The following is a 22,570-nucleotide window of genomic DNA, read 5'->3' as shown; positions in this document are numbered from 1 at the left end:
TTTTTATACGATACCAGAGGGCAAGCTATCGATTCGCGGGATCGTGATTAAGGGGATCGGATGAGGGACGAAGGGAAATCACCGAAAGAGGCGTTGGCTGAGCATCTGAAGATGTCGGTTCTGACCCTGCGTTTGCGTCCCGGAGAAGATTTGGACGAGGCGCAGCTGTCGCAGGCCTTTGGCCTGTCGCGCACGCCTTTGCGCGAAGTGTTCCGGCAGTTGGCCGGTGAGGGGTATCTGGACCTGCGCACCCATCGCGGGGCGCGGGTGTCAGAGATGTCTCATACCACGCTACGCGATTTCTTTCTGGTTGCGCCGATGGTCTATGGCGCGGTGCTGCGTCTGGCCGCGGCGAATGCGACGCACGATCAGATCGATCAGTTGAAAGAGGCGCAAGAGACGTTTCGGCAAGCCTTGCGTACAGGCTCGGCTGAGGAGCGGACGCTGGCCAATACCCGGTTTCACGAGGTGACCGGAGAGATGGCGGGGAATGTCTATTTATCCCCTTCGTTCAACCGGTTGCTGATCGATCACGCGCGGATCGGGATGACATTTTATCGCCCGCAGACCGCACGAATGGCTGAGAACCTTTCAGAGGCGAGCGACCAGCATGACGCCATCATCGCCGCCATCGAGGCGGGCGATGAGGCGGCTGCTGCGCAGCTGGCCGACGACCACTGGACCCTGTCACGCGATCAGATCGAGCTGTTCGTGATGCCCGAGGGGTTGGATTTTCCGCTGGGGCAGGTCCCCGGCATGACATCTGCATGAGGGACACATGACTCCGATCTTCAGATTTGAGGGTATTTATACGCCGGTGGTGACACCCTACGCGGCGGATGGTGGCGTGAACTGGGACGCGTTGGCCGAGGTGATCGAGTACCTGATCGAGAATGGTGTGCACGGGCTGATCTCGGGCGGGTCCACCGGCGAAAACTATGCGCAGACCGTCGATGAGCGGCTGGAACTGGCGCGCTTTACGCATGAACAACTGAAGGGGCGTGTGCCTCTGGTTGTGGGAACGGGGGCGATGCTGACCGGGGACTCCGTCGCTTTGGCCTCAGGTGCGCGAGACCTAGGCGCAGATGCGATCTTGTTGGCCAGCCCGCCCTATTCGGTGCCCACCGACCGCGAGAATGCGCTGAACGCGCTGGCAATCGACAAGGCGGCTGACCTGCCGGTGATGCTGTACAACTATCCGCACCGGACCGGCACGATGATGGGGGAAGAGTTCCTGGACCGCGTAGGCCGCAGCCGGAACTTCTGTGGCATCAAGGAAAGCTCGGGCGATATCAACCGGGTTCATCTGCTGGCGCGGGATTATCCGCATATTCAGCTGGGCTGCGGCATGGATGATCAGGCGCTGGAGTTCTTCGCCTGGGGAGCGCCGTTCTGGGTCTGTGGCGGGTCGAACTTTCTGCCTGCCGAACACGTGGCGCTGTATCAGGCTTGTGTGATCGAGGGCAACTTTGCCAAGGGCCGTCGCATCATGAGCGCGCTGATGCCGCTGATGCGGGTGCTGGAGCAGGGCGGCAAATTCATCCAGACGATCAAGCATGGCGTCACCATGAACGGGATCGATGCAGGCGTGGTGAGGCCGCCTCTGAAAGGTTTGAACAAAGATGACAAACGCGCGCTGGAACAGGTGACGCGCGTTCTGAAACGCAAAATCGCAGATATTTTGGCGGAGGGTTAAGGCATGGGCTTGTTGACGAAAGACGAATACGAATCCATCGCTGCGCATCTGGATCTGCCGACGGGCGCTTTCATCGATGGCGGCTACCGCCCGGCGACCTCAGGGCAGGTGTTCGAGACTATCAATCCAGCCACTGGGGCTGTGCTGACCAGCATTGCTGCCTGCGGATCGGAGGATGTGGATTTTGCGGTCGAAAAGGCGCGAGAAGCCTTTGACGACGGGCGTTGGTCAAAGATGCACCCCTCGGATCGCAAGGACATTCTGATCCGCTTGTGCAAGCTGCTTACCCGCAACGCGCGGGAACTGGCGGTGATGGAGAGCATCGACAGCGGCAAGACGATCTTTGATTGCGAAACTGTTGATGTTCCCGAGACGATCCACTGCCTGAAATGGCATGCCGAGGCGATCGACAAGATCTATGATCAGGTCAGCCCGGCCAGTGATGACCACATCGCCATGGTCGTGCGTGAGCCCATTGGCGTGGTTGGGCTGGTCCTGCCGTGGAACTTCCCCTTGCTGATGCTGGCGTGGAAGATCGGGCCGGCGCTGGCGGCGGGGTGTTCAGTGGTGCTGAAGCCGGCGGCCGAGACTTCTCTGACCGCTTTAAAGGTGGCGGAGCTGGCGTCTGAGGCCGGGTTGCCGCGCGGTGTGCTGAACGTGTTACCAGGTGGTGGCGCCGAGGTGGGCGAACCCATCGGGCGGCATATGGATATCGACATGGTGTCCTTCACTGGCTCGACCGTGACGGGCAAGAAGTTCCTGAACTATTCCGCTGAAAGCAATGCCAAGGAGGTGGTGCTTGAGATGGGCGGCAAGAACCCGGCCATCGTGATGGAGGATGCGGAAAATCTGGACCGCGTGGCGGCGCATGTCGTCAATGGTGCGTTCTGGAACATGGGCGAGAATTGCTCGGCCTCGTCGCGGTTGATTGTGCATAAGGACGTGAAGGCAGAGTTGTTGGAACGGATCGCGCATCATGCGAAGCAATGGAATGTCGGCGAACCGCTGGACCCGGAAACTCGTATGGGCGCGCTTGTTAGTGAAGGGCATTATTCCAAGGTTTGCGGATATCTGGACAAGGCCGAAAACGTGCTGATTGGCGGAAAGGCCGAGAATGGATTCATCGAGGCCACGGTGGTCGAAGTGCCCGGAAACGATGCCACGCTGGCGCGCGAGGAAATCTTTGGCCCGGTTCTGTCGGTGATCGAAGTCTCTGGCTTTGACGAGGCGATCAGCATTGCCAACGACACTGAATATGGCCTGTGTGCTTCGATCTTCACAGCCAACGCCAAACGCGCCATCCGAGGCGCGCGGGCGATCCGGGCGGGTACCGTCACGATCAACAGCTTTGGTGAAGGGGATATCACCACACCCTTTGGTGGCTACAAGCAGTCCGGGTTTGGTGGCCGGGACAACTCGATTCACGCCCATGATCAGTATACCCAACTGAAAACCATCTGGATTGATCTGGCCGATGACGAAGATGAGGCGGTAGATTGACGATCTACACCGCCAAACGTTTACCCCGGCAAACCGGCGTGGCAGGATGGAATGCCATCCTGCCTCTGCAGCAGGACCTGCCTCGGCTTGAGCAAGACCAGACCGCAGATGTGACCATCATCGGCGGTGGTTTTGCCGGGCTGTCCGCAGCGCTGAGGCTGCATCAGCTTGATCCGGCGCTGAAGGTTGTGGTGCTTGAGGCTGGGCGCTTTGCGGAAGGCTCTGCCGGGCGCAACTCGGGGTTCATGATCGATCTGCCGCATGACTTGGCCTCGGACAATTACGCCAGCGATGGGCTGGAGGCAGATCGGGCCACAATCGCGCTGAATCGCCAGGCGATTTCCTTTGCGACCCGGGTGGCCGCTGAGTGCGACCTGTCGCCGGAGATGTTCGACCCGTGCGGCAAGATCAACGCTGCTGCGACCGCAGCGGGTGATCGGCACAACGCAGACTACGCAGTGCATTTGGCACGATTGGGAGAGCCCCACGAGCTTTATGATGCACAGCAGATGCAGGCGCTGACGGGCAGCCCGCATTACACATCTGGTCTGTTTGCGCCCGGGACGGTGATGATCCAGCCTGCAGCCTATGTGCGGGCTCTCTCAACGCATCTGGCTGGGCGGATCGGTGTTTATGAAAACTCTGCCGTGACCGGGTTTCGCAAACAAGGCGGTGGCTGGGCGGTCGAGACCGAACAGGCGCGGGTTTCGACGGGGCGGATCGTGATGGCAACAAATGGTCACCTGGAGAGCTTTGGGTTTTACCAGCGGCGTCTGATGCACATCTGCCTCTACGCGTCGATAACGGAACCGCTGACGCCAGATCAGATCGCCACGCTGGGCGGACAGCCACGCTGGTCAGTAACGCCAGCGGATCCGATGGGCACTTCGGTCCGGCGGGTTTCGGGCAGTTATGGGGATCGCATTCTGATCCGGACCTGTTCAAGCTTTCATCCTGAAATCCACAGCAGCGATAGCCATTTGAATCGGGCAGGCGCGGTGCACGATCGTAAGTTTCAGGAGCGATTTCCCAACTTGCCAAATGTACAGATGCAGCACCGTTGGGCTGGGATGCTGTGCCTCAGCCGCAATGGTTCGGCCGCGTTCGGTGAGATCGAGCAGGGTGTATATGCCGCCTGCTGTCAAAACGGATTGGGTATAGCGCGAGGAACACTGCAGGGAATGGGCGTGGCAGAGCTTGTACTGGGGAAAGACTCCCAGATTGCAGATCATTTTCTGGCGCAACCGATGCCACCGCGTTTGCCACCCGAGCCCTTCGCATCGGTTGGGGCCAATGCGTATCTGCGCTGGAAAGAGTGGCGATCAGGGGCGGAATAGCTTGCAGGCTGGTCAGGGCAGGCTGAGCTTTGCCATCCGTCCGCCATCGATCGTGTAAATTTGACCGGTGACAAAACCCGCTTCCTCGGCTGCCAAGAAAGCGACCAGTGCGGCGACTTCTTTCGGGTCGCCGGTGCGGCCAACGGGATGAATGCGGGCGATATCCCGGCGGAATGCGCCGGGGTCGTTCATGCTCTCGATGAAATCGATGTTGAGGTCTGTGTCGATCCAGCCCGGTGCCACCGCATTGCAGCGAATGCCTTCTGCTCCGTGATCCACGGCAACCGCGCGGGTCAGCCCATGCAGCCCGGCCTTAGAGGCGCAGTAGGCGGCGTGGCCGGGGTTGCTGCCCAACCCCTCGACCGAGCCGATATTGACGATGCTGCCCTTGGTTTTGCGCAGATGTGGCAGTGCAGCCTGGATCAGCAGGAACGGGGCGGTCAGGTTGACCATGAGGTTGCGTTGCCAATCTTCAAGCGGCATGTCGTTGACAGAGGCCTCCTGCATCATGCCTGCGTTGTTGATCAGTACGTCCAGCTGGCCCGCGCTGTCCACAACCTGCTTGATGATCTGCACCGGGCTTTCCGGGTTTGCAAAATCCGCCGGGATAGAGGGGAACTCATCATCTTTACCGCGCTGCGCAGTGTAGACATTAGCCCCTTCTTCGCGCAGCCGCCGGGCGATGGCTTGTCCGATGCCACTGCGGCCACCGGTCACGAGCGCTGTTTTTCCTGCGAATCTTTTCATTGCACCGGCTTGCCCCCATTCACTTCGACCAGAGCACCACACATGTAGCGCGCCGAATCCGAGGCGAGAAAAAGGATCACTTCGGCTATATCTTCGGGTTCGGCGATACGCCCTAAAGGCACCGACTTCCCAAGCTCGGCAATCGCCGTATCAGGATCGAACCCACGTTTGGCAAAGCCCGAACGCAGCATCGGTGTGTTCACCTCGTTCGGGCAGACGGCGTTGATGCGGATGCCCTGATGGGCGTGATCGTGCCCCATGCATTGGGTGAGGCTGGCAATGGCCGCTTTGGTCATGCAGTACACCGCATGATCCGGGCCAGGTCGAAGGCCCCAGCACGAGGCAGTGTTCACAATAGCACCGCCACCCGCCGCCGCCATGATTGGAATCGCAGCGCGGCAGATACGGAAAGGGGCCTCGACATTCACTCCGACGGACAGGGCCCAATCCTCATCGGATGTTTCAGTCACCGGGCCGCGGGTGATCACGCCTGCATTGTTGATCACGATATCAAGACCATACAGCGCCTGATGCGCGGCCAAGGCCAGCCCGTCGCAATAGTCGGGATCGCGCAGATCGCCGGGCAGATGCGCCTCGGCTTCAAGGCTGCCCACATCGCGGTCAGCAACAGCTACACGCGCGCCTTCGGCCCGCAACTGGCTGACGATGGCGCCCCCGATCCCGCCCGACGCCCCCGTGACGAGTGCGGTTTTTTCAGCGAACCTCATTCGTGTACCTCCCCGGGATTTAGTAGGACTGGTTCAGCTCATCCGCAGCCGGTATTTCACGCTCGCGCCGGGCGATGTAATCCAGCAGCTCTTCGTTCTTGGCGATATCGAGCGTTGGTTCCTGATACTCGGCCAACAGCTTGCGGGCGTGTTTGAGCGCGCGTTCGGTGATTTCAACACAACCCTCAGCCTGCCATTGTTCGATCGAGTTGTTGTCGAACATATCCGGCATGAAAAATGCGCTCTGGAAATTGTCCTGCGTATGCGGATGCCCAAGGTAATGCCCGCCCGGACCGATATCACCGACTGCCGAAACGGCCTGATCGAAATCGCCCCATTTCGGGCCCTCGGCCATGCGATAGGCCATGGCGCATTGTTCCGCGTCAACGATGAACTTGGCGGTCGAGCAGTGCATCCCGGCCTCGTTCCAGCCTGCCGAGTGCCAGATGTAGTTCGCACCAGCATGGATGACCGCCTGCAAGGTGGTGGCAGATTCATAGCCTGCCTGCGCGTCGAACGTCTTGGCTCCGCCCAGAGTGTTTGAGGTACGCCAAGGCACTTCGTAGTGCCGCGCCATCTGGCCGATCATGAAGTTCATCAGACTGATCTCGGGCGTGCCTGCCATCGGTGCGCCGGATTTCATCGAGACGGTCGACAGGTAGTGCCCGTAGATCGCGGGCGCGCCCTTGCGGATCACCTGCGTATAGGCCAGCGCGCTGAGCGCCTCGGCATTCAGTTGCGCCACCGTGGCGGGGACGCTGGCGGGCGTATTGGCCCCGCCCAGAACGAAGGGCGAGCACAGCACGGGCTGCTTCCGGCGACAGAAGGCGCGCATCGCGCCCAACATGGTTTCATCCCAGACCAGCGGCGAATTGCCGTTGCAATTGCCAGTGGTGACCGGGTGATCTTCAAGGAAATCCTCGCCGAACAGGATGGCACACATCTCCATGACATCTTCGGCATTCTTGGGGCTGGTGGTCATGCCCATGAAGGTTTTGTCAGAGTGCTTCATTGACGAATAGGTAATCCGCAGATGCCGCTGACTGATCGGGTGATCATAGGGCTCCACGATGTGATGGGCCGAGGAATGCAGCGCGGGCAACATATGGCTGAGCTTGTGGAACATCGCCAGATCGTCCAGCGTCGGGTTGCGGCGCACATCTTCCAGATCGCGCAGGAAGGGCGCTCCGGTCATCGGCACGAAGATCGAGTGTTTACCGCCCAGCCGCACGTTCTTTTTCGGATCGCGCGCGTGGTAGGTGAAATCTGACGGAATGGTCGCGATCAGCTCACGCACCAGACCGCGATCCAGATAGACGAGCTCACCTTCGACCTTGGCACCAGCCTTCTTCCAGTCTTCCAGCGCGATGGGATCACGGAACTGAACGCCTACGTTTTCCAGAATATCCATCGAGGCCGCATCAATGCGTTCTACCTGTGCGCCGTCCATAACCTCGCATAACGGAATGCCGCGGGTCAGGCCCGGCAACATCTCGAAGTTTGGAGCGGTGCGCATGGCGCGCCGGGCAGAGCGCCCTCCGGTACGTGTGGCTGTGGCAGTTCTGGTCATATGGTGCCTCCTTCCGGTTCAGAGTGGAACGGAAAGGGTGAGGTCCACATGCAGGAATGCGAAAGACTGTTGCGAAATGCGACGCCGAAATATCACAAGTGTAAATAACCACTCGAAGTCAGCCCATAGAGTAGTATTGATAGTCTTATGCCCATTTGGGTTTCAGTACCATCAGACAAAAACGATTCCGAAAATGCCTTTGTCAGGACATTCGTGTATGACATTGCTCAATGTCTGCTCAGCGGACAAAGCTACCCTTCACTTGTTTGGTTTCAATGAACACTCGCAACCAAATGCGGACATACCCGATCCGCAGTTTGTACAGGGAGCAACTATGGCCGCTTAGGTAAACAAACGTTGGGCATGCGATGAAGTGGGCTTTTGTTCGCAGCCTATTCTACGCGGTTGCACCTGCATCCGGTCAATTTGCGCGCTTCGCAATTGACTAGTGCCCTGAGCCGATCTACCACCTCAACGATACCGAGGTTTAGCGCTTTAGAACCCACTTATGCGTTCTATGAGCCAGTACATCGATACCGACCCGATGCCATAAGCGGCAATCACAGTCGCCCTTTGGCTAACTGGACATGCCATCAATCGCCAGATCGCGACAGGAAGCGCCAAAGCTCCGACAAAGCTCAACTGACCAGCTTCGACGCCTAGGTTGAAGGCAAACAAGGCTGCAGGAATATCGTTGGAGGGAAGTCCTATCTCGGACAAAGCGCCTGCAAAACCAAGGCCGTGCAAAAGCCCAAATCCGAAACAAACGATCCAGGGCTTTTGTTTTGAAAGTCGAAAACGCCCGTCACCGCCCTTAACAATTTCCATTGCCAAAAAAACGATAGAAAGCGCAATGACGGCCTCGACCGGCGGGCCGGGGACATTCAGAAATCCCAGCGTTGCCAGTGCCAGTGTTATTGAATGTGCCAAGGTGAATGCCGTGATTGCTCCCGCCAGTCTCCACGGATCAGGGACCAAAACAAACAGTGCAAAGACAAACAGCAGGTGATCCCAGCCTTCTAGTATGTGTTCATAACCCAACTGAAAATAGGCTATGAAAACAGACCATGTTGTCTGTTCAAAAGGTATGTTTTGGATGGCAGCATCCGGGGTGAAACGAAGCGTGGCAGGCTCGGAGTGCAGAGGATGCACACGGACCAAAACGTCGTTCTTTTGTGCCGCCAGTCCGTCGACCTCGATGGATTGGCCCGCGATCTCAGCACGGCATTCGACAACCCAGGAAGAAACCCACGCTCGCCCATCGGAGATTGGGTCAGGGCCGTGTGAGGGTGTACAGCCATCCGGTAACACCGCATCAATCGCCATTGGTTGACCATAAACATCTGGTTTTCGCCAATGAACACTCCAAGTGTCCGTAGTGATTTGTCGAATTTCCAAGTATCCCGGATCAAGCGCATGCGCGTTGGCGTATCCCGTGGGCCACGTGAACAACAGAGCAAACATCAAGCCGAAGATGAAGTTCATTTGACCTGACCTGTGAGATCGGGTGCTGTGATCTCATAATTGTCGGCAAGAGCCTCGTATTGCGCCTGCGCCAAATCTTCGCTCATGGCGCGACGCCAATCACGAAGCACCACACTGTGGATCTCTTGCAAGCGAGGTATCCGGCTTGGTTCAATGGCAAGCACTTTCACCAGATGGATGCCGTAACCTGATTGGACCGGCCCCATCCACTGACCTTTTTCGAGATTGGAGAGACCATTGGAAAATCCGGTTCCAAAGACCGAGTCGATTACCCGTGTCGCGGTTAGGGGCATTGATGCAGGCAGTAGTGTCGCGCTTTCCAAGCCGGAAGTCTCCTGTTCCGCACGCAAGGCGGCCAGTGCCCCTTCAATCTCGGTCTCACTTGGTCCTTCACCAAGAAAAACTTGAGTGAACGCGACCTTATTGGGTGTCGCGTAGCGGTCCGTGTTTTGTTGGAGAAAAGCCTCTAGATCTTCGTCTTCTGGAATAACTGAAGCGGCGATGGCTTCGGTCAGAAAATCCATCTTTTGGCTCAGCCGCGACCTGATCACGCTATCTCCGCGTTCCAAGCCAAGCTTTCTTGCTTCCCTAACTAAAACTTCTTCGCGAATTGAAGCGTCGACCAACGCTTGTAGCTCGGAACCGCTAGGCTGGCGTTTCCACCTTGCTTCGAACTGTGAAGCTAACAGCGCGGCATCACTTTCGCTTATAGCTATCGTCTCCGGATCTGCAGCGGCGTCGTTATCTGGTGATATTATGTGGAACCAAATGAATATGGCAGCTCCGATCAAGAAGAAATGGAACAGAGGTTCTTTCACTATTCGCATGAAGGCTCCTGCGTGAAACGCGATACGGCATTATGTTTTATGCTGGCATCAGGCAGTTGAATAACACAAGGAATTGCAACTCAAGGCGCGCCGCTTATCATAAGAGCGTCCCGAGTTAGTGATTGCGACCTGGGTCCCCAAATCTGCACGAAGTAAGGTCACTCTGCCGGCGTGTACCAAATCGGCGAGGAATACGCGCGCTCCTGATGCGTAAGTACCGCATCTTCTGGCAGCTCCGCACCAAACCTCAGTTTGTCGTACAACACCCAGCGTGGGGTTGGGATTTCGAGCGCACGTACGTAATAGAATGCCCGCGCATTTGGATCGAAATCAGGATCAGACCAAACGGTTACCAGTTCGGCGGTTCCAATTGTATTGGTCCAGCTGGCGGTTTCCAGATCCACGGTATTCCCAACCGCAGGGATCTTGCCGTTTTGATCGGCAACACGGTTGTCCGACCATGCCACGTCATAAACGCTTTCCTGCAAAGCACCTTCGGAATCGAGCCATCCCTTTATCACCTGTACGCGATCCAGGTTGGCCCCGACCGGGTCGCGCAGAGCAGCGATCAGGAATGTGGGCGGACCTTCACCCTCGCGAGGTCGCAAATCCGAACCCATTGGAACACCTTTTGTGTAGCCCACATCTGCAAGAAAGCGAGTTTCAACATCAGCGTCGAGGAAATCCCATCCGCCAAAGAACCGTAGACCAATCCGCGGTCCAGTGCTCGCGTAGGTTTCGCGCCGCTTGAACGCATCGAAGATCGCAGCGCGAGTATTGTCGGTCGCCCAAACGGCCGTGTATCCAGAAGCTACAAGGAGGTCGCCAGGAATTTCGCCAAGATCGTTGGCGATGAAAGGATGCTTTATTCTCGTGGCCGAAGGTTCAACGCTGACGGATTTTCCGAAGAAGTTATCTTCCTCAGCAGTTGCTAGAGACGTATGGCTGTCCGTCGCGCCACCCATGCCAAACTTATATGGGTTCACGCCGAACTTCTCTTCCAACAACAAACCGCGCTTCAAGGCTTCTCGGGCGTACTCGCCGGCCAGCATGTCATCGGTTTTCAGCTCGGTTATGTCGAGATTGCCAACGTCCCAGTTTTCGTAATCCGCGAATTCGTCGTCGGGGCTCAGATAGGGGTGCGCTTCGCCGTCGCCCTTGATCTGAGTGACTTCGTAATGGGGCTCCCATTTTGCGCGGGCAGCCACATATTCCTCGTCGACCTTGCCACCGTGATAGGTGTCTTCGGTCGGGAACATCCATCCGTTCGAAAGGTTGCCGTTATGGGCGAAAGCTACCGCGCGACCACCCGTTTTTTCTTGATAGTCATCTAGCCATGCATACAGCGTTCTTGGGTCGGTATCACCAAATGGCGGTTGCGTGACTGGCGGCACCATCTGAAGCGCCCTGATGGGCCCATCGCGCAGCATAACATTCCGGTGCAGGTTGAAGCCCTTGGGTACAGAAGTCCACTCGAACCCTATGAACGCCGTGAAATTGCCGGGGTCGTTGTGTTCTTCCGCAGCCAGAACGATTTGCTCCCATGTAAAAGCAAAAGCGTCAGCACCCGGGCTGTAGGAGTCCAGAAGGACTTCTGGCAGGGTCATTTGCGAGAAATTGGTAATGATATCGAACGCCGCTTTGCCGGCCTCTTCGCCGCCTGCCTTGTAACCTTCGTACCATTCCAAACCTTTCGGATCGGCAAGAACGCCTGGCTTGCCAGCCTGAAGGTCAGGGGCGAATCCCATTAGGTCAGTGTGATCCGTAAGAACCATCCAGTCCAGGGGCCGGGCCAGTCTTACTGGTTGACCCGTTGAAGAAGTAACCTGTTCACCTTTTGCAAAACGCCATGCTTCATCAGGCAACAGAGTGTTCCCAAAAGCACCTGCGTCCAGCGAAAGCCCGGTGTGAAGATGCGTGTCTCCCCACAGCGGTCGCTCGGGGAAAGTGCGTTCGGCATACGGGGAATACGGTTGATCTGAGAACAAGCCTGCCGCGGCTTCTTCACTTGGAACAGCATCTGCAAGGACAGTCGATGATGCCAGCCCTAGTGAGATAGAACAAACAAAAGCTCGAAGCATATGGAACTCCTAAATCAAGATAGCGCGGTGGTGCCGATGACCTACAACTCAAGAATTAATATTCCTATTTCTCTATATAACATCAATTTTCCGTTTGTGGGGATATTCCGCTCTTGGCATTGTCACGATGGTACACTTAGGAGTTTGTCTGAAGAAGTTGGTCTAACGATAACTCCATAAGCCATCTCCTAGATTGTTGTGCTCAACATCGAGAAAGGAAGCTTTAGAGAAATTGCGACTCAGCACCGTTTGGATTGGCGAATGCCCATCGTCTGCCTGTATACACTTTGCAAAGTTGGCATTGCGGCGATGAGATGACATCCCGGGCTATCGCGACATGGATCATTATAGGCTCGAAGCGGAATCTCGCAGGATGTAGGCCAAAGTTGTTGCAGTTCGAGTTACTCGACGTGCAACATCTGCCATTTATCGCTGGTGCCCGCAGGTGGCCGTCCGATTGTATCAACCCAATTGAACCAGTGCGTGACGCTTCTTGCCCGCGCTCAGCTTGATCGGCGATGACAACGCGCCTGCGTCGATCATCAAGCCCGCATCTGTCAGCGGGGCATCGTCCAGTTTGGCGCCGTTTTCGGCGATCAGGCGCTTGGCCTCTTTGCCGGATTTGGCGAGGCCGGATTTGACGATCAGCTGGACGATGGACATGCCGTCACCCAGCTCTGATGCGCTGAGGGTCAGGGTCGGGAGGTCTCCGCCAACGCCGCCCTTTTCGAACACCTCGCGCGCGGTCGCCTCGGCGGTTGCAGCGGCTTCTGCACCGTGCAGCAGAGTTGTGACTTCGTTGGCGAGGCGGATTTTGGCCTCGTTGATTTCGGACCCTTGCAGCGCGGCCATGCGGTCGCATTCGTCCACCGGAAGCTCGGTGAAGATTTTCAGGAACCGGCCCACATCGGCGTCGGTGGTGTTGCGCCAGAACTGCCAGAACTCATAGGCGCTCAGCATGTCGCCGTTCAACCAAACCGCACCGCCCTGTGATTTGCCCATCTTGCGGCCATCGCTGGTGGTCAACAGGGGGGTGGTGAGGCCATAGATCTCGTGATCCAGCACCCGGCGGGTTAGGTCGATGCCGTTGATGATGTTGCCCCACTGGTCCGAGCCGCCCATCTGCAGAACGCAGTTATACCGGCGGTTCAGTTCGAGGAAGTCATAGGCCTGCAGGATCATGTAATTGAATTCGAGGAAACTCAGCGACTGTTCACGATCCAACCGCGATTTCACCGATTCAAAGCTGAGCATCCGGTTGACCGAGAAATGCCGCCCAATATCGCGCAGGAAATCGAGGTAGTTCAGGCTATCCAGCCATTCGGCATTGTTCAGCATCAACGCGCCGGTCTCGCTGTCATCGTAAGACAGGTATTTCGAGAACACCTGTTTCATGCCTGCGATATTGGCGTCGATCTGTTCAGGGCCCAGTAGCGGACGTTCGTCTGAACGGAACGAGGGATCGCCCACCTTGGTGGTGCCACCGCCCATCAGGGTGATCGGTTTGTGCCCAGTCTTTTGCAGCCAGCGCAGCACCATGATGTTCATCAGGTGACCCACGTGTAAAGACTGCGCCGTGGCGTCATAGCCGATATAAGCAGTCTGCACCCCAGAAATCAGAGCGTCGTCAAGGCCCTGATAATCGGTGCAGTCGGCGAGAAAGCCGCGCTCGATCATCGTGGCGATGAAATCCGATTTGGGGTGGTAGGTCATGACGCTCAACAGGCCTTGTGTTCTGGCCCTCTCTGCAAGGGCTGGTGTAAGTCATAGGTCAGTAGTTTCAAAACCAGACCCGCTTGGTCGCACGACGGAAGGTACATTCATGCGACTGGCTTTCTAATTCCCTAAGTCTCGCGGAATGTCCAGTCATTGGCGAGCAAGTGCAGTCCGCACAAAAAAAATCTTGCGGATAAGCTTTATGAGGGAAACGCGAAGAAATAACGCATAGCGAAACACAGAATTTCGCGTCAGTTTTTGAAGCGTACCAAGTCCTGCCGGATAACCTCTGGTTCTAGCGTGCAGTGTGTCTGGACAGAAGCGGCTTTTCATTCTTGATGTGGCGTTCAATCAGTTGCTTTTGCAGCTTCCCGGATGGGATCGGGCAGGCGGGCTTGGGGGCAAATTCCAGTTCTGCTATCTCGGGGAATATGCTCAGGATTTCTGTTCGTGCTTCTGGACTGATGGCCTTGAGCACTTCCGGTCCGGTAAACAGGCTTTCCGATGGTGCGCCTTCGGCATAGACTACCTCGTGCTGTCCAAAAAGAAGGTGAAAATACTCGACGCTCTGGGCATCCTGGTCGATGAAAATACCGGGCAGCGAAGTCAGATTGACGGCGGGTACCAGAACTTCGGAAGTCCTGAACATACGCTCGACAATCTTTGAAGACACCAGCATCCGGTGCTGCCGGGACACCACAAGATCACGCTGAGGCAAGCCCAGACCTAACGCTCCGGCGCTGATACGAACCGGGCGCAGTTTGGGGTTTGCAGCCAGTTCCGGGGCAGATATCGTACGGCGAAACACCCGCAGCAGGGTGGCAAATCCGGGCCCATCACCTGTGGGATCAAACACTTCGACGTCATCGCTGGCTTTCAGATCCTCGACCGCCTTATGACCACCCCTTACCCGAATATTCGTGCCACTGGTGAAACAGGGAACAAAGTCGTCAACGGGCAGATTAACGACTGGACTGGCGAAGGCACCGTCACCCAGCGCCGTGATCGTTAGTGTTGTGTTGAGCGGGGGGACATCCCCCAAAAAGCCGATGAAAAACCCTTGCTCGGCTCCGCCGCCAAACGCGCCGTTGCCGCTGGAATCATAATCGAAAACGCCAATCGTATAGGTATTGGTGCCATCCGTGACTATGTAGTTGTAGTCCCAGGCAATTGCATTCCCCAGATAGGTTTGCGTGGGGTCGTCGGGGAATTCGTTGGTTACACCGTCTCCTTCGATGGTGCCGGGGTCAACGCCATCGGTAATTTCGATCGTATTATATGCGGAGATCTCAAATGTCGTTCCAACGCCGCCGAATTGGGCCTGGTTCGTGGTCAGAGTCGTGTCCGTCCGAAATGCACCGTATATGTTTGGCATAAACCCTGTTCAGGCCAATTCACTGCCGCTTTTTACTAAGCGGTATGAACCTACTCACCCGTCCTCAATTTGTTGTCTGTGCTTTGCTGCATATTAATATCTCATCTATACGCATTGGCGCAACATTTGCGAATATCCGGGGTTTTGAGCCTGCGCTTTTATTGCACTCAACATCCCAAAATACCTGCCATTATTCAGTCGCTTTGTTTCAATGAAAATCTGACGAAGCTGAGCTATATGGAATGATCGTAGGTGCTTCAGATCAAGTGGAACACTGAAACCGGCGACGGGCATTCTTGGGAGAGCTTGGCACCTGCTGTAGCGATCTGCGAACATGTGGTAATGGACTTTGTACAGCTCTTTCATGAGCACTCGGAACTGCGCTGCGTTTGGGAACGCCTTGTCGCCTTCATTCGCGGTCTCGTACCTTTCGGAATTCTGTAGCGGCGCACGGTACAGGCGGGGGCAGAGGCAAGGAAAAGGCACCTTTTCCAAGAAAAATGAAGCTCGCGCATGATGTGTCTTGCCTTGGCTTTGCATTACCGTGCAGGTTGTGCTCAGAACCCGGCGAAACGGGTGGAGAGACGCAATACGAGGTCGGCGTGGGCAGGGTCATCAGCAAATCGGGGGCGATCAGAGCGTTGGGGGCCATGTCGGGCACATCGCTGGACGGTGTGGACGCTGCGGTCGTTGAAACCGATGGGCAGCAGATATTCGGCTTTGGTCCCAGCGGGTATCGCGCTTATTCCGAAGAAGAGCGTGCCACACTGCGCGCGGCGCTGGGGCTTTGGCATGGACCAAAGGTTGATGTTTCGGCTGAATTGGTGACCCGGGCACATGCCGAGGTTCTTTCAGAGTTCGAAGAGGTCGACCTGATCGGCTTCCACGGTCAGACATTGGCACATGAGCCGCGTGGGCGTGGCACGTTGCAGGTGGGTGACGGGCTGGGTCTGTCGCAGGCTTTGGGGCTGCCGGTGGTCTGGGATTTTCGCAGCGATGATGTGGCGCTGGGCGGAGAGGGTGCGCCTCTGGCCCCGTTCTTTCATTTCGCCTGCGCCAAATGGATCGGGGCGGAAGAGCCGCTGTGTTTCCTCAATCTGGGCGGTGTTGGGAACCTGACCTATGTTGACCCGTCTTTTGACGGGCCTGAAGCGCCAGGGGCGTTGCTGGCTTTCGACACCGGACCTGCCAACGCGCCGGTTGACGATCTGATGCAGGCGCGGTTGGGGTTGCCGATGGATCGGGACGGCGCGCTGGCCCGAGAGGGTACGGTCGAGACCGGCGCACTGGAGCTGTTTCTGGCCGAGCCCTATTTCAACCGAATGCCGCCCAAATCGCTGGACCGGAATGATTTCTCGGAAATGATTGGTCTTGTGACCGAGCTGAGCGATGCGGATGCGGTGGCCACGTTGACCGGGATGAGCGCTGCGGGTGTGCTGCAGGGGATGGAGCATTGTCCCAAGCCGCCTGTGCGCATGCTGGTTACCGGTGGCGGACGTCACAACCCAGTGCTGATGGAAATGCTGCGCGTGTCGCTGGATTGCCCGGTCGAGCCGGTTGAGGCGGTTGGGCTGGACGGAGACATGCTGGAAGCGCAGGCCTTTGCCTACCTTGCCGTGCGTGTGGCGCGGGGATTGCCGACCTCTTGCCCGGGTACCACCGGGGTAAGTGCGCTGGTCGGGGGCGGTGTCGTGTCGTCTCCGGCGAGGGGTGTCGTGGTGAGCGGGTAGGGGGCTCTGCCCCCGTCGCTGCGCGACTCCCCCGAGGTATTTTTGGCCAGATGAAGAGGCGGATCTAGCGATTTAGGGCGCGGGCGTAATCCAGGGTGAATTCGGTGTAGCCGTCCGAGGTGGATTGCAGGTGTGCTTGGGTCCAGCGGTGGAAGGCTGGAAGGTGGTGGAAAGGCACGTTTGGAAAGGCGTGGTGCTCCGCGTGGTAGGGCATGTTCCAGGCCAGAAATCGGATCATTCGATTGGTAAAGGTGGTACGGGAGTTTTCGAGCATGTTTGCCACCGGCGGGCAGAGGCCGTGTTCGGCGAGCAGGTATAGGCGCAGGAAAGGCTGGCCGATAAGGGCGGGCAGAAGCCAGAGCCAGAACAACAAAGGGCTGAAGAACAGGCTGAGTGCGGCCAGGGCATATAGTGTGGACAATATTCGGGCTTCGGTTCGTATGGCGTGGTGCTGGCGGGTTGGCAGGTAAGCGGCGCCAATCCTGCCGCGCGCGTTGTCGGTCAACACACGGGCCATACCTGTCCAATATGGCCAACCGCTGAGATAGATCGCAAGGCTGCGCCGGTTTTCGGGGCGGGGTTTGCCGCCAAGTTCCGGGTCTTTGGTTGGGTGGTTTGTCCATTTGTGATGGGCAAGGTGAAAGTAGCGAAACCATGTGAACGGCAGGCAGATAGGAATTGAGACAAGGTGCCCAACCGCTTCGTTGATCCAAGGGGTTTTGAACGGCGTCTTGTGGGTGCACTCGTGGCTGAGCGTAAAGAGGAAAACCAGCAATAGGCCTTGCGGCAGGAGCAGTAGCGGCCAGAGGGGAACCTGTAGGATGATACTGGTGCTGGTTGCTGTCAAAGCGCCGAAATAGATCGCTAGATGTCTGAGACCTGCCATGTCTGACCGCTGTTGCAGCCTGTCCTTGGTCTCGGGCGGGATCGCGGCGATCAGGGCGCGGTGGTCCATGGAATTACACTCCTGGAATATCAAAGCCGGGTGGCGCGAGTTCAAACCCTTCAAATTCAAATCCCGGTGAAACAGTGCAACTGACCAGCGTGTAGTCTCCACTGCTGCGCGCCGCCTGCCAATGGCCCTTAGGTACAATAAGCTGCGGTGCGCCTTGGGTCAGATCAGGTGTGAGGGTGTGGTCTTTGGCAGGGCCTGTATCGGAGGCGCTGAGCGAGAGGATCAGCGGAGCGCCGGAATGGTAGAGCCAGATCTCGGTCGCATCTACCTTGTGCCAGTGGCTGCGCTCACCCTCTGCCAGTAGGAAGTAGATGCAAGTGCCGGTGGCACGTCCGGGATTGTCGGCGCGCCAGGTCTCTTTGAACCAGCCGCCTTCGGGGTGCTGCTGCAGGTTCAGGTGTTGGATGATGTCTTGCGCGGTCATGGAAGCCTCGGGTCTGTTTGTGGGATTATGCACGCACGCGCACGATCTGCTATGGCAATTGTGTATGCAGAGCATATGTTTGCCGCATGACTTTGACGATCCCGTTTGACAACAGCTATGTTCGCCTGCCGGACACCTTCTTTGCGCGGCAGGGGCCTGTGCCTGTGCGTGCACCGAAGCTTGTTGCCTTCAACAGTGATCTGGCGCGACTGTTGCGGATTGCGCCGGGCGACGTAGAAGAGATGGCGCAGGCTTTTGCGGGCAATACTGTGCCCGAAGGGGCCGAGCCGCTGGCGCAGTTATATTCCGGGCATCAGTTTGGCACCTATAACCCTCAACTAGGAGATGGGCGCGCGGTTTTGTTAGGTGAGACGGTCGGAACCGACGGGATTCGGCGGGATATTCAATTGAAGGGCTCAGGGCAGACACCTTTCTCGCGCCAGGGAGATGGACGTGCCTGGCTGGGGCCGGTTTTGCGCGAATATGTGGTTTCCGAGGCGATGCATGCGCTGGGCATTCCCACCACGCGCGCCTTGGCAACGGTTGAAACCGGAGAGATCGTGCTGCGCGAGGGTCCGATGCCCGGGGCGGTACTGACACGTGTGGCGCAGAGCCATTTGCGGGTAGGCACGTTTCAGGTGTTTGCAGCGCGAGGGCAGTTAGAGAGCCTGCAACGGCTAACTGAATATGCCATTCAGCGCCACTATCCTGAGGCGGACGGGGCCATGGGTTTGTTGCGCGCGGTTCGGGATGCGCAGGCCGGGTTGATCGCCCGATGGATGAGCGTGGGTTTCATTCACGGGGTCATGAATACTGACAACAGCTCGATCGCCGGTGAGACGATCGACTATGGCCCATGTGCGTTCATGGACAGCTATCACCCGAATACAGTCTATAGCTCGATCGACCGGATGGGGCGGTATGCCTACTCGAACCAGCCTGAGATTGCGGTTTGGAATCTGGCGCAGCTGGCAACTGCCCTAATTCAGCAGTTTGAGGACAAGGATGCAGCTGTCGAAGAGGCCACCGAAATTGTCCATGCCATGCCTGCGTTGATGCAGGCACATTGGCTGGAACGTTTCAGGGCCAAGATCGGATTGGTTCGGGCAGAGGAGGGGGATCTTGAAATGATCTCGGATCTTTTGACGCGGATGGCGCAGAATCAGGCGGACTTCACAAACACGTTCCGCGCGCTGGGCAGCGACCGCGCGCGAGACCAGTTTGCCGACCCGGCGGCTTTTGACGAATGGGCAAAGGGGTGGCAGGAACGCTTGGCGCGTGAGGATGCGCCTTTGGACGTGATGGATGCGGCCAATCCGGCCTTCATTCCACGCAATCATCGGGTGGAGCAGATGATTCAGGCTGCGGTGCAAGGCGATTACGCACCGTTCAATCGGCTGAATGAAGTGCTGTCACGGCCGTATGAGGATCAACCAGATTCAGCTGACCTGATGCGCCCTCCGGCGAAGAACGAGGTCGTACACGCGACATTCTGCGGTACGTAACAAAGAGACGGTTTCTTATGAAGAAACCGAGCCTGAAACTTTTGAAGTTTCAGGTTTCGAGGCTATCGGGGCGTGTCTGCAAAGGGCTCGGCGATCACCTGACACGCATCTTCATAGACAATGTAGCCGATCCGGTCTGATCGCAGAGTATCGATCTGATATCCGTTTTCTTTGAGCAGTGCGACCATCTCATACGACTTGCCCAAAACCTCATTGGCTTCGGGTTTGAACCAGCTGAGGCCTTTGGTGTTGCGCTGAAAGGCGCTTTTAGATTTTGTCCTGTTGAAACGATAGGGGATTTCAAGGTTTTCCCGGAACCAAGCCAGTAGCGCCTCAATTCGATCGATTGTGTATTTATCCAGAGCGGTGGTGTCGCGCAGGTCGTAGGCAGCGCAGAAGAACCCCTGACGCGCGTCCATATCTTCTATCTTGATCGGGTGGACAAACCTTATGAACATGATCGTGAAGGTGGCCGAGAGGCTGCGCGGGCTCAAGGCCGTTTTGCACAAATGTTAGCGGAGCAGGCGGCGCGTTGCCATTCAGCGCTGGGTTCGGCTTGCACTTGTCCGACCAGTTGGCGATCTTGGGTTAAATCAGTTTAAGTGTGCCGATGACCTACCGCTCAACCCTGCGCCTTGCCAGTTACAACATTCAGAAATGCGTGGGACTCGATTTCCGGCGGCAGCCGCAGCGGATATTGCAGGTCATCGAAAGCATGCAGGCCGATATCGTTGTTCTGCAGGAGGCGGACAAACGATTGCCGCCCCGTCCTGCCGCTTTGCCACATTTCATGTTGGATGAGGCCGGGTGGCAGATCGTGGACCTGGGCGGTGCCGGTAGTCTTGGTTGGCATGGCAACGCGGTGATCTGGCGTGGGGACGCCATTCAGGTGCGTCAGGCAGGTCATCATGATTTGCCGGGTCTGGAGCCCCGCGGCGCCGTGCGGGTCGAGTTTGATACGCAGATCGGGCCTTTGCGGGTGATGGGGATGCATCTTGGGCTTTTGCCGGCGTCGCGACGCCAACAGATCAGTCATATCCGTCGATGTGATTCTGATCTGGAACACATGCCCACCGTCTGGGCCGGGGATTTCAACGAATGGTCACGCCAGCCGGTTCTTGATCATTTGGCCCCGGACATGCAGTTTCTGCCACCGGTTCCTAGTTTTCCTGCCGCGCAGCCGTTGGGGGCACTGGACAGAATCGCGGTGGGTCAGGGGCTTGAGGCTGCACTGCACGGGGTGCATGATGCGCGGCCCGCGCATATCGCCTCGGATCATTTGCCGGTCTGGGCCGATCTGCGACGCATCGCCTGACCGCAAAATCGTCTGTGGCGCAGGGCGCGTAGACATATTAAGACAGAACACCGAACAGTCCCGGGGGTCACCATGTCCGACACGATTATCGCACGTTGCGAAGCCAAGGGCCTGCGCATGACCGGCCAGCGGCGGACCATTGCACAGGTCTTGCAGCAAAGCGAAGATCACCCGGATGTAGAAGAGCTTTATGCCCGTGCTTCAGCCGAAGATGCGGGAATTTCGATCGCGACAGTCTATCGTACCGTGAAGTTGTTCGAAGAGGCCGGGATACTTGAGCGGCTGGAGTTCGGTGACGGGCGCGCGCGGTACGAAGATGCGGAGCGCGATCACCACGACCACCTGATCGACATGCAGTCAGGCGAGGTGATCGAGTTTGTCGACCCTGAGATAGAAGCGCTGCAAGAAAAGATTGCGGCCAAGCTTGGCTACAGGCTGAAAGGCCATCGCCTTGAATTGTACGGCGTACCGTTGGAAAAAGACTAACACATCACGAAAATCGATCGGTCGGTGAACGCGATTTCATCGAACATGTCGTTATACTGCTTGCGACGTCGCAAAGGTTGCGGTTTTGCTGCCGGAAAGGTCCGCCTGTCAGCGGCCTGTTCCAATGGAAACGCGCATGAACAACGTAAACGGCATTTTGCTGATCATCGGCTCGATGGCAGCCTTCGCGCTTGAGGACATGTTCATCAAGCATCTCTCGGTCAGTGTCTCGACCGGGCAGATCATGATCGCATTGGGTCTGTTCTGCGGCGCTGTGTTTACGCTTATGTCTATGGCAACACGCAAACGCATCTTCGACCCGGTCGCGTGGCAACCTTTGCCGCTGATCCGTGCCGGGACCGAAGCCTTTGGTGCGCTCAGCTTCGTGACCGCGCTGTCACTTGTTGATCTGTCGACTGTGGCGGCGGTTTTTCAGGCGATGCCTCTATTTGTCACGATGGGGGCAGCACTGTTTCTGGGTGAGCAGGTCGGTTGGCGTCGTTGGAGCGCCATCGGCATCGGCTTTGTCGGCGTCTTGATGATCATCCGCCCCGGGTTCGAGGGATTCCAGCCGGAATCATTGTTTGTTTTGGTCTCGGTCGTTGCGATCGCGGCACGTGATCTGATCACACGCAGGTTGGATGTTCGTGTGGCCTCGTCGGTCGTCGCATTGCAGGCCTATATCGGAGTGGCGCTGGCTGGTGCGGCCCTTATGGTGTTCACAGCACAGCCCGTTGTGCCGCTGCAAGCTGCGCAGATCGGGCCTTATCTGGGTGCCATCGGGTTCGGCGTATTGGGCTATTACGGCATCGTAACCGCGATGCGGATTGGCGAAGCTTCAGCGCTGACGCCGTTTCGGTATACCCGGTTGGTGTTCTCGATCACGGCTGGGATGCTGATGTTTGGCGAACGCCCCGACAGCATGACGTTGGCCGGTGCCGGTCTGATTATCGGATCAGGTCTGTATACTTTCATTCGAGAACGCCAGTTGGCGCGGGCATTAGCAGTGGCCTAAGCGCCCGTGGCCTGTTGGCGCAAACAGCAAACTGTTAGCCCTAAAGGCCGAAAAATATAAGTGTTAGCGATAACGGAA

At 57.3% G+C, this 22,570-nt stretch carries 20 protein-coding genes; 9 read left to right on the top strand and 11 right to left on the bottom strand.

The features are described from left to right. Nucleotides 1–60 precede the first annotated feature (60 nt). Genes ACRZ9U_RS02740 through ACRZ9U_RS02725 form a run of 4 tightly spaced genes read left to right on the top strand, consistent with a single transcriptional unit; the run spans nucleotide 61 to nucleotide 4,533 of the window. Complete coding sequence (locus ACRZ9U_RS02740; RefSeq protein ID WP_170406329.1) at nucleotides 61–771, top strand: GntR family transcriptional regulator; 711 nt, start codon at nucleotides 61–63, stop codon at nucleotides 769–771. Between the two features lie 7 nt (nucleotides 772–778). Further along, on the top strand, nucleotides 779–1,696 hold the full coding sequence (locus tag ACRZ9U_RS02735) for a dihydrodipicolinate synthase family protein (protein WP_170406326.1): 918 nt from the start codon (nucleotides 779–781) through the stop codon (nucleotides 1,694–1,696). Between the two features lie 3 nt (nucleotides 1,697–1,699). Continuing rightward, entirely contained in the window at nucleotides 1,700–3,196 is a 1,497-nt protein-coding gene (locus ACRZ9U_RS02730; protein WP_480901268.1) for an aldehyde dehydrogenase, read from the top strand. Next, a complete protein-coding gene (locus ACRZ9U_RS02725; protein WP_170406320.1) occupies nucleotides 3,193–4,533 on the top strand; it encodes an NAD(P)/FAD-dependent oxidoreductase in 1,341 nt (446 codons plus the stop codon). Before ACRZ9U_RS02730 ends, ACRZ9U_RS02725 begins: the two co-directional genes overlap by 4 nt. Nucleotides 4,534–4,545: 12 nt before the next feature. Here the strand turns inward: ACRZ9U_RS02725 and ACRZ9U_RS02720 are convergent, their stop codons facing one another. The 8 genes from ACRZ9U_RS02720 to ACRZ9U_RS02685 all read right to left on the bottom strand — a co-directional run bounded on the left by ACRZ9U_RS02720 (nucleotide 4,546) and on the right by ACRZ9U_RS02685 (nucleotide 15,062). Continuing rightward, the gene (locus tag ACRZ9U_RS02720; RefSeq protein WP_170406318.1) at nucleotides 4,546–5,280 is read right to left on the bottom strand and encodes an SDR family oxidoreductase; all 735 of its coding nucleotides are present in this window, start codon (nucleotides 5,278–5,280) and stop codon (nucleotides 4,546–4,548) included. Beyond that, nucleotides 5,277–6,008, bottom strand: a complete 732-nt coding sequence (locus ACRZ9U_RS02715) for an SDR family oxidoreductase (RefSeq protein WP_170406315.1) — start codon at nucleotides 6,006–6,008, stop codon at nucleotides 5,277–5,279. The genes ACRZ9U_RS02720 and ACRZ9U_RS02715 overlap by 4 nt, the downstream gene beginning before the upstream one ends. A 19-nt stretch (nucleotides 6,009–6,027) precedes the next feature. Beyond that, on the bottom strand, nucleotides 6,028–7,578 hold the full coding sequence (locus ACRZ9U_RS02710; RefSeq protein WP_170406312.1) for a trimethylamine methyltransferase family protein: 1,551 nt from the start codon (nucleotides 7,576–7,578) through the stop codon (nucleotides 6,028–6,030). A gap of 495 nt (nucleotides 7,579–8,073) precedes the next feature. After that, on the bottom strand, nucleotides 8,074–8,904 hold the full coding sequence (locus ACRZ9U_RS02705) for a HupE/UreJ family protein (RefSeq protein ID WP_480886936.1): 831 nt from the start codon (nucleotides 8,902–8,904) through the stop codon (nucleotides 8,074–8,076). Between the two features lie 155 nt (nucleotides 8,905–9,059). Then, nucleotides 9,060–9,890, bottom strand: coding sequence for a peptidyl-prolyl cis-trans isomerase (locus ACRZ9U_RS02700; RefSeq protein WP_170406305.1), 831 nt, complete (start codon nucleotides 9,888–9,890; stop codon nucleotides 9,060–9,062). A gap of 158 nt (nucleotides 9,891–10,048) precedes the next feature. After that, on the bottom strand, nucleotides 10,049–11,971 hold the full coding sequence (locus tag ACRZ9U_RS02695) for a DUF3604 domain-containing protein (protein WP_170406303.1): 1,923 nt from the start codon (nucleotides 11,969–11,971) through the stop codon (nucleotides 10,049–10,051). Between the two features lie 462 nt (nucleotides 11,972–12,433). Further along, a complete protein-coding gene (tyrS, locus tag ACRZ9U_RS02690; protein WP_170406300.1) occupies nucleotides 12,434–13,684 on the bottom strand; it encodes a tyrosine--tRNA ligase in 1,251 nt (416 codons plus the stop codon). A 298-nt stretch (nucleotides 13,685–13,982) separates the two neighbouring features. Next, a complete protein-coding gene (locus tag ACRZ9U_RS02685; protein WP_170406297.1) occupies nucleotides 13,983–15,062 on the bottom strand; it encodes a Hint domain-containing protein in 1,080 nt (359 codons plus the stop codon). Nucleotides 15,063–15,712: 650 nt separating this feature from the next. Between ACRZ9U_RS02685 and ACRZ9U_RS02680 the strand changes: the two genes are divergently transcribed. Further along, nucleotides 15,713–16,792, top strand: coding sequence for an anhydro-N-acetylmuramic acid kinase (locus ACRZ9U_RS02680; protein ID WP_480571101.1), 1,080 nt, complete (start codon nucleotides 15,713–15,715; stop codon nucleotides 16,790–16,792). A 64-nt stretch (nucleotides 16,793–16,856) separates the two neighbouring features. Here the strand turns inward: ACRZ9U_RS02680 and ACRZ9U_RS02675 are convergent, their stop codons facing one another. Beyond that, nucleotides 16,857–17,747: a fatty acid desaturase gene (locus ACRZ9U_RS02675; RefSeq protein ID WP_170406290.1), complete on the bottom strand. Its 891-nt coding sequence runs from the start codon at nucleotides 17,745–17,747 to the stop codon at nucleotides 16,857–16,859. Nucleotides 17,748–17,751: 4 nt separating this feature from the next. After that, entirely contained in the window at nucleotides 17,752–18,171 is a 420-nt protein-coding gene (locus ACRZ9U_RS02670) for a cupin domain-containing protein (RefSeq protein WP_170406287.1), read from the bottom strand. A gap of 86 nt (nucleotides 18,172–18,257) precedes the next feature. On the opposite strand from ACRZ9U_RS02670, the gene ACRZ9U_RS02665 reads away from it, so the two are divergent. Then, nucleotides 18,258–19,676, top strand: a complete 1,419-nt coding sequence (locus ACRZ9U_RS02665) for a protein adenylyltransferase SelO (RefSeq protein WP_170406284.1) — start codon at nucleotides 18,258–18,260, stop codon at nucleotides 19,674–19,676. 62 nt (nucleotides 19,677–19,738) lie between these two features. Here ACRZ9U_RS02665 and ACRZ9U_RS02660 read toward each other — a convergent pair whose 3' ends face one another. Continuing rightward, nucleotides 19,739–20,134 (bottom strand): hypothetical protein, encoded by a 396-nt coding sequence (locus tag ACRZ9U_RS02660; RefSeq protein WP_170406469.1) that lies wholly within the window; start codon nucleotides 20,132–20,134, stop codon nucleotides 19,739–19,741. A gap of 152 nt (nucleotides 20,135–20,286) precedes the next feature. Between ACRZ9U_RS02660 and ACRZ9U_RS02655 the strand changes: the two genes are divergently transcribed. The 3 genes from ACRZ9U_RS02655 (at nucleotide 20,287) to ACRZ9U_RS02645 (ending at nucleotide 22,492) form a co-directional block, all read left to right on the top strand. Further along, the gene (locus ACRZ9U_RS02655) at nucleotides 20,287–20,991 is read left to right on the top strand and encodes an endonuclease/exonuclease/phosphatase family protein (RefSeq protein ID WP_170406281.1); all 705 of its coding nucleotides are present in this window, start codon (nucleotides 20,287–20,289) and stop codon (nucleotides 20,989–20,991) included. 72 nt (nucleotides 20,992–21,063) lie between these two features. Next, nucleotides 21,064–21,477: a Fur family transcriptional regulator gene (locus tag ACRZ9U_RS02650; protein ID WP_170396723.1), complete on the top strand. Its 414-nt coding sequence runs from the start codon at nucleotides 21,064–21,066 to the stop codon at nucleotides 21,475–21,477. A 136-nt stretch (nucleotides 21,478–21,613) separates the two neighbouring features. Further along, nucleotides 21,614–22,492, top strand: coding sequence for a DMT family transporter (locus ACRZ9U_RS02645; RefSeq protein WP_170406276.1), 879 nt, complete (start codon nucleotides 21,614–21,616; stop codon nucleotides 22,490–22,492). Nucleotides 22,493–22,570 lie beyond the last annotated feature (78 nt).

The sequence above is a fragment of the Ruegeria sp. D7 genome (genome assembly GCF_056534355.1).
Note: the sequence above shows the minus strand (reverse complement) of the source record. Positions and strands in the feature narration are given on the sequence as shown.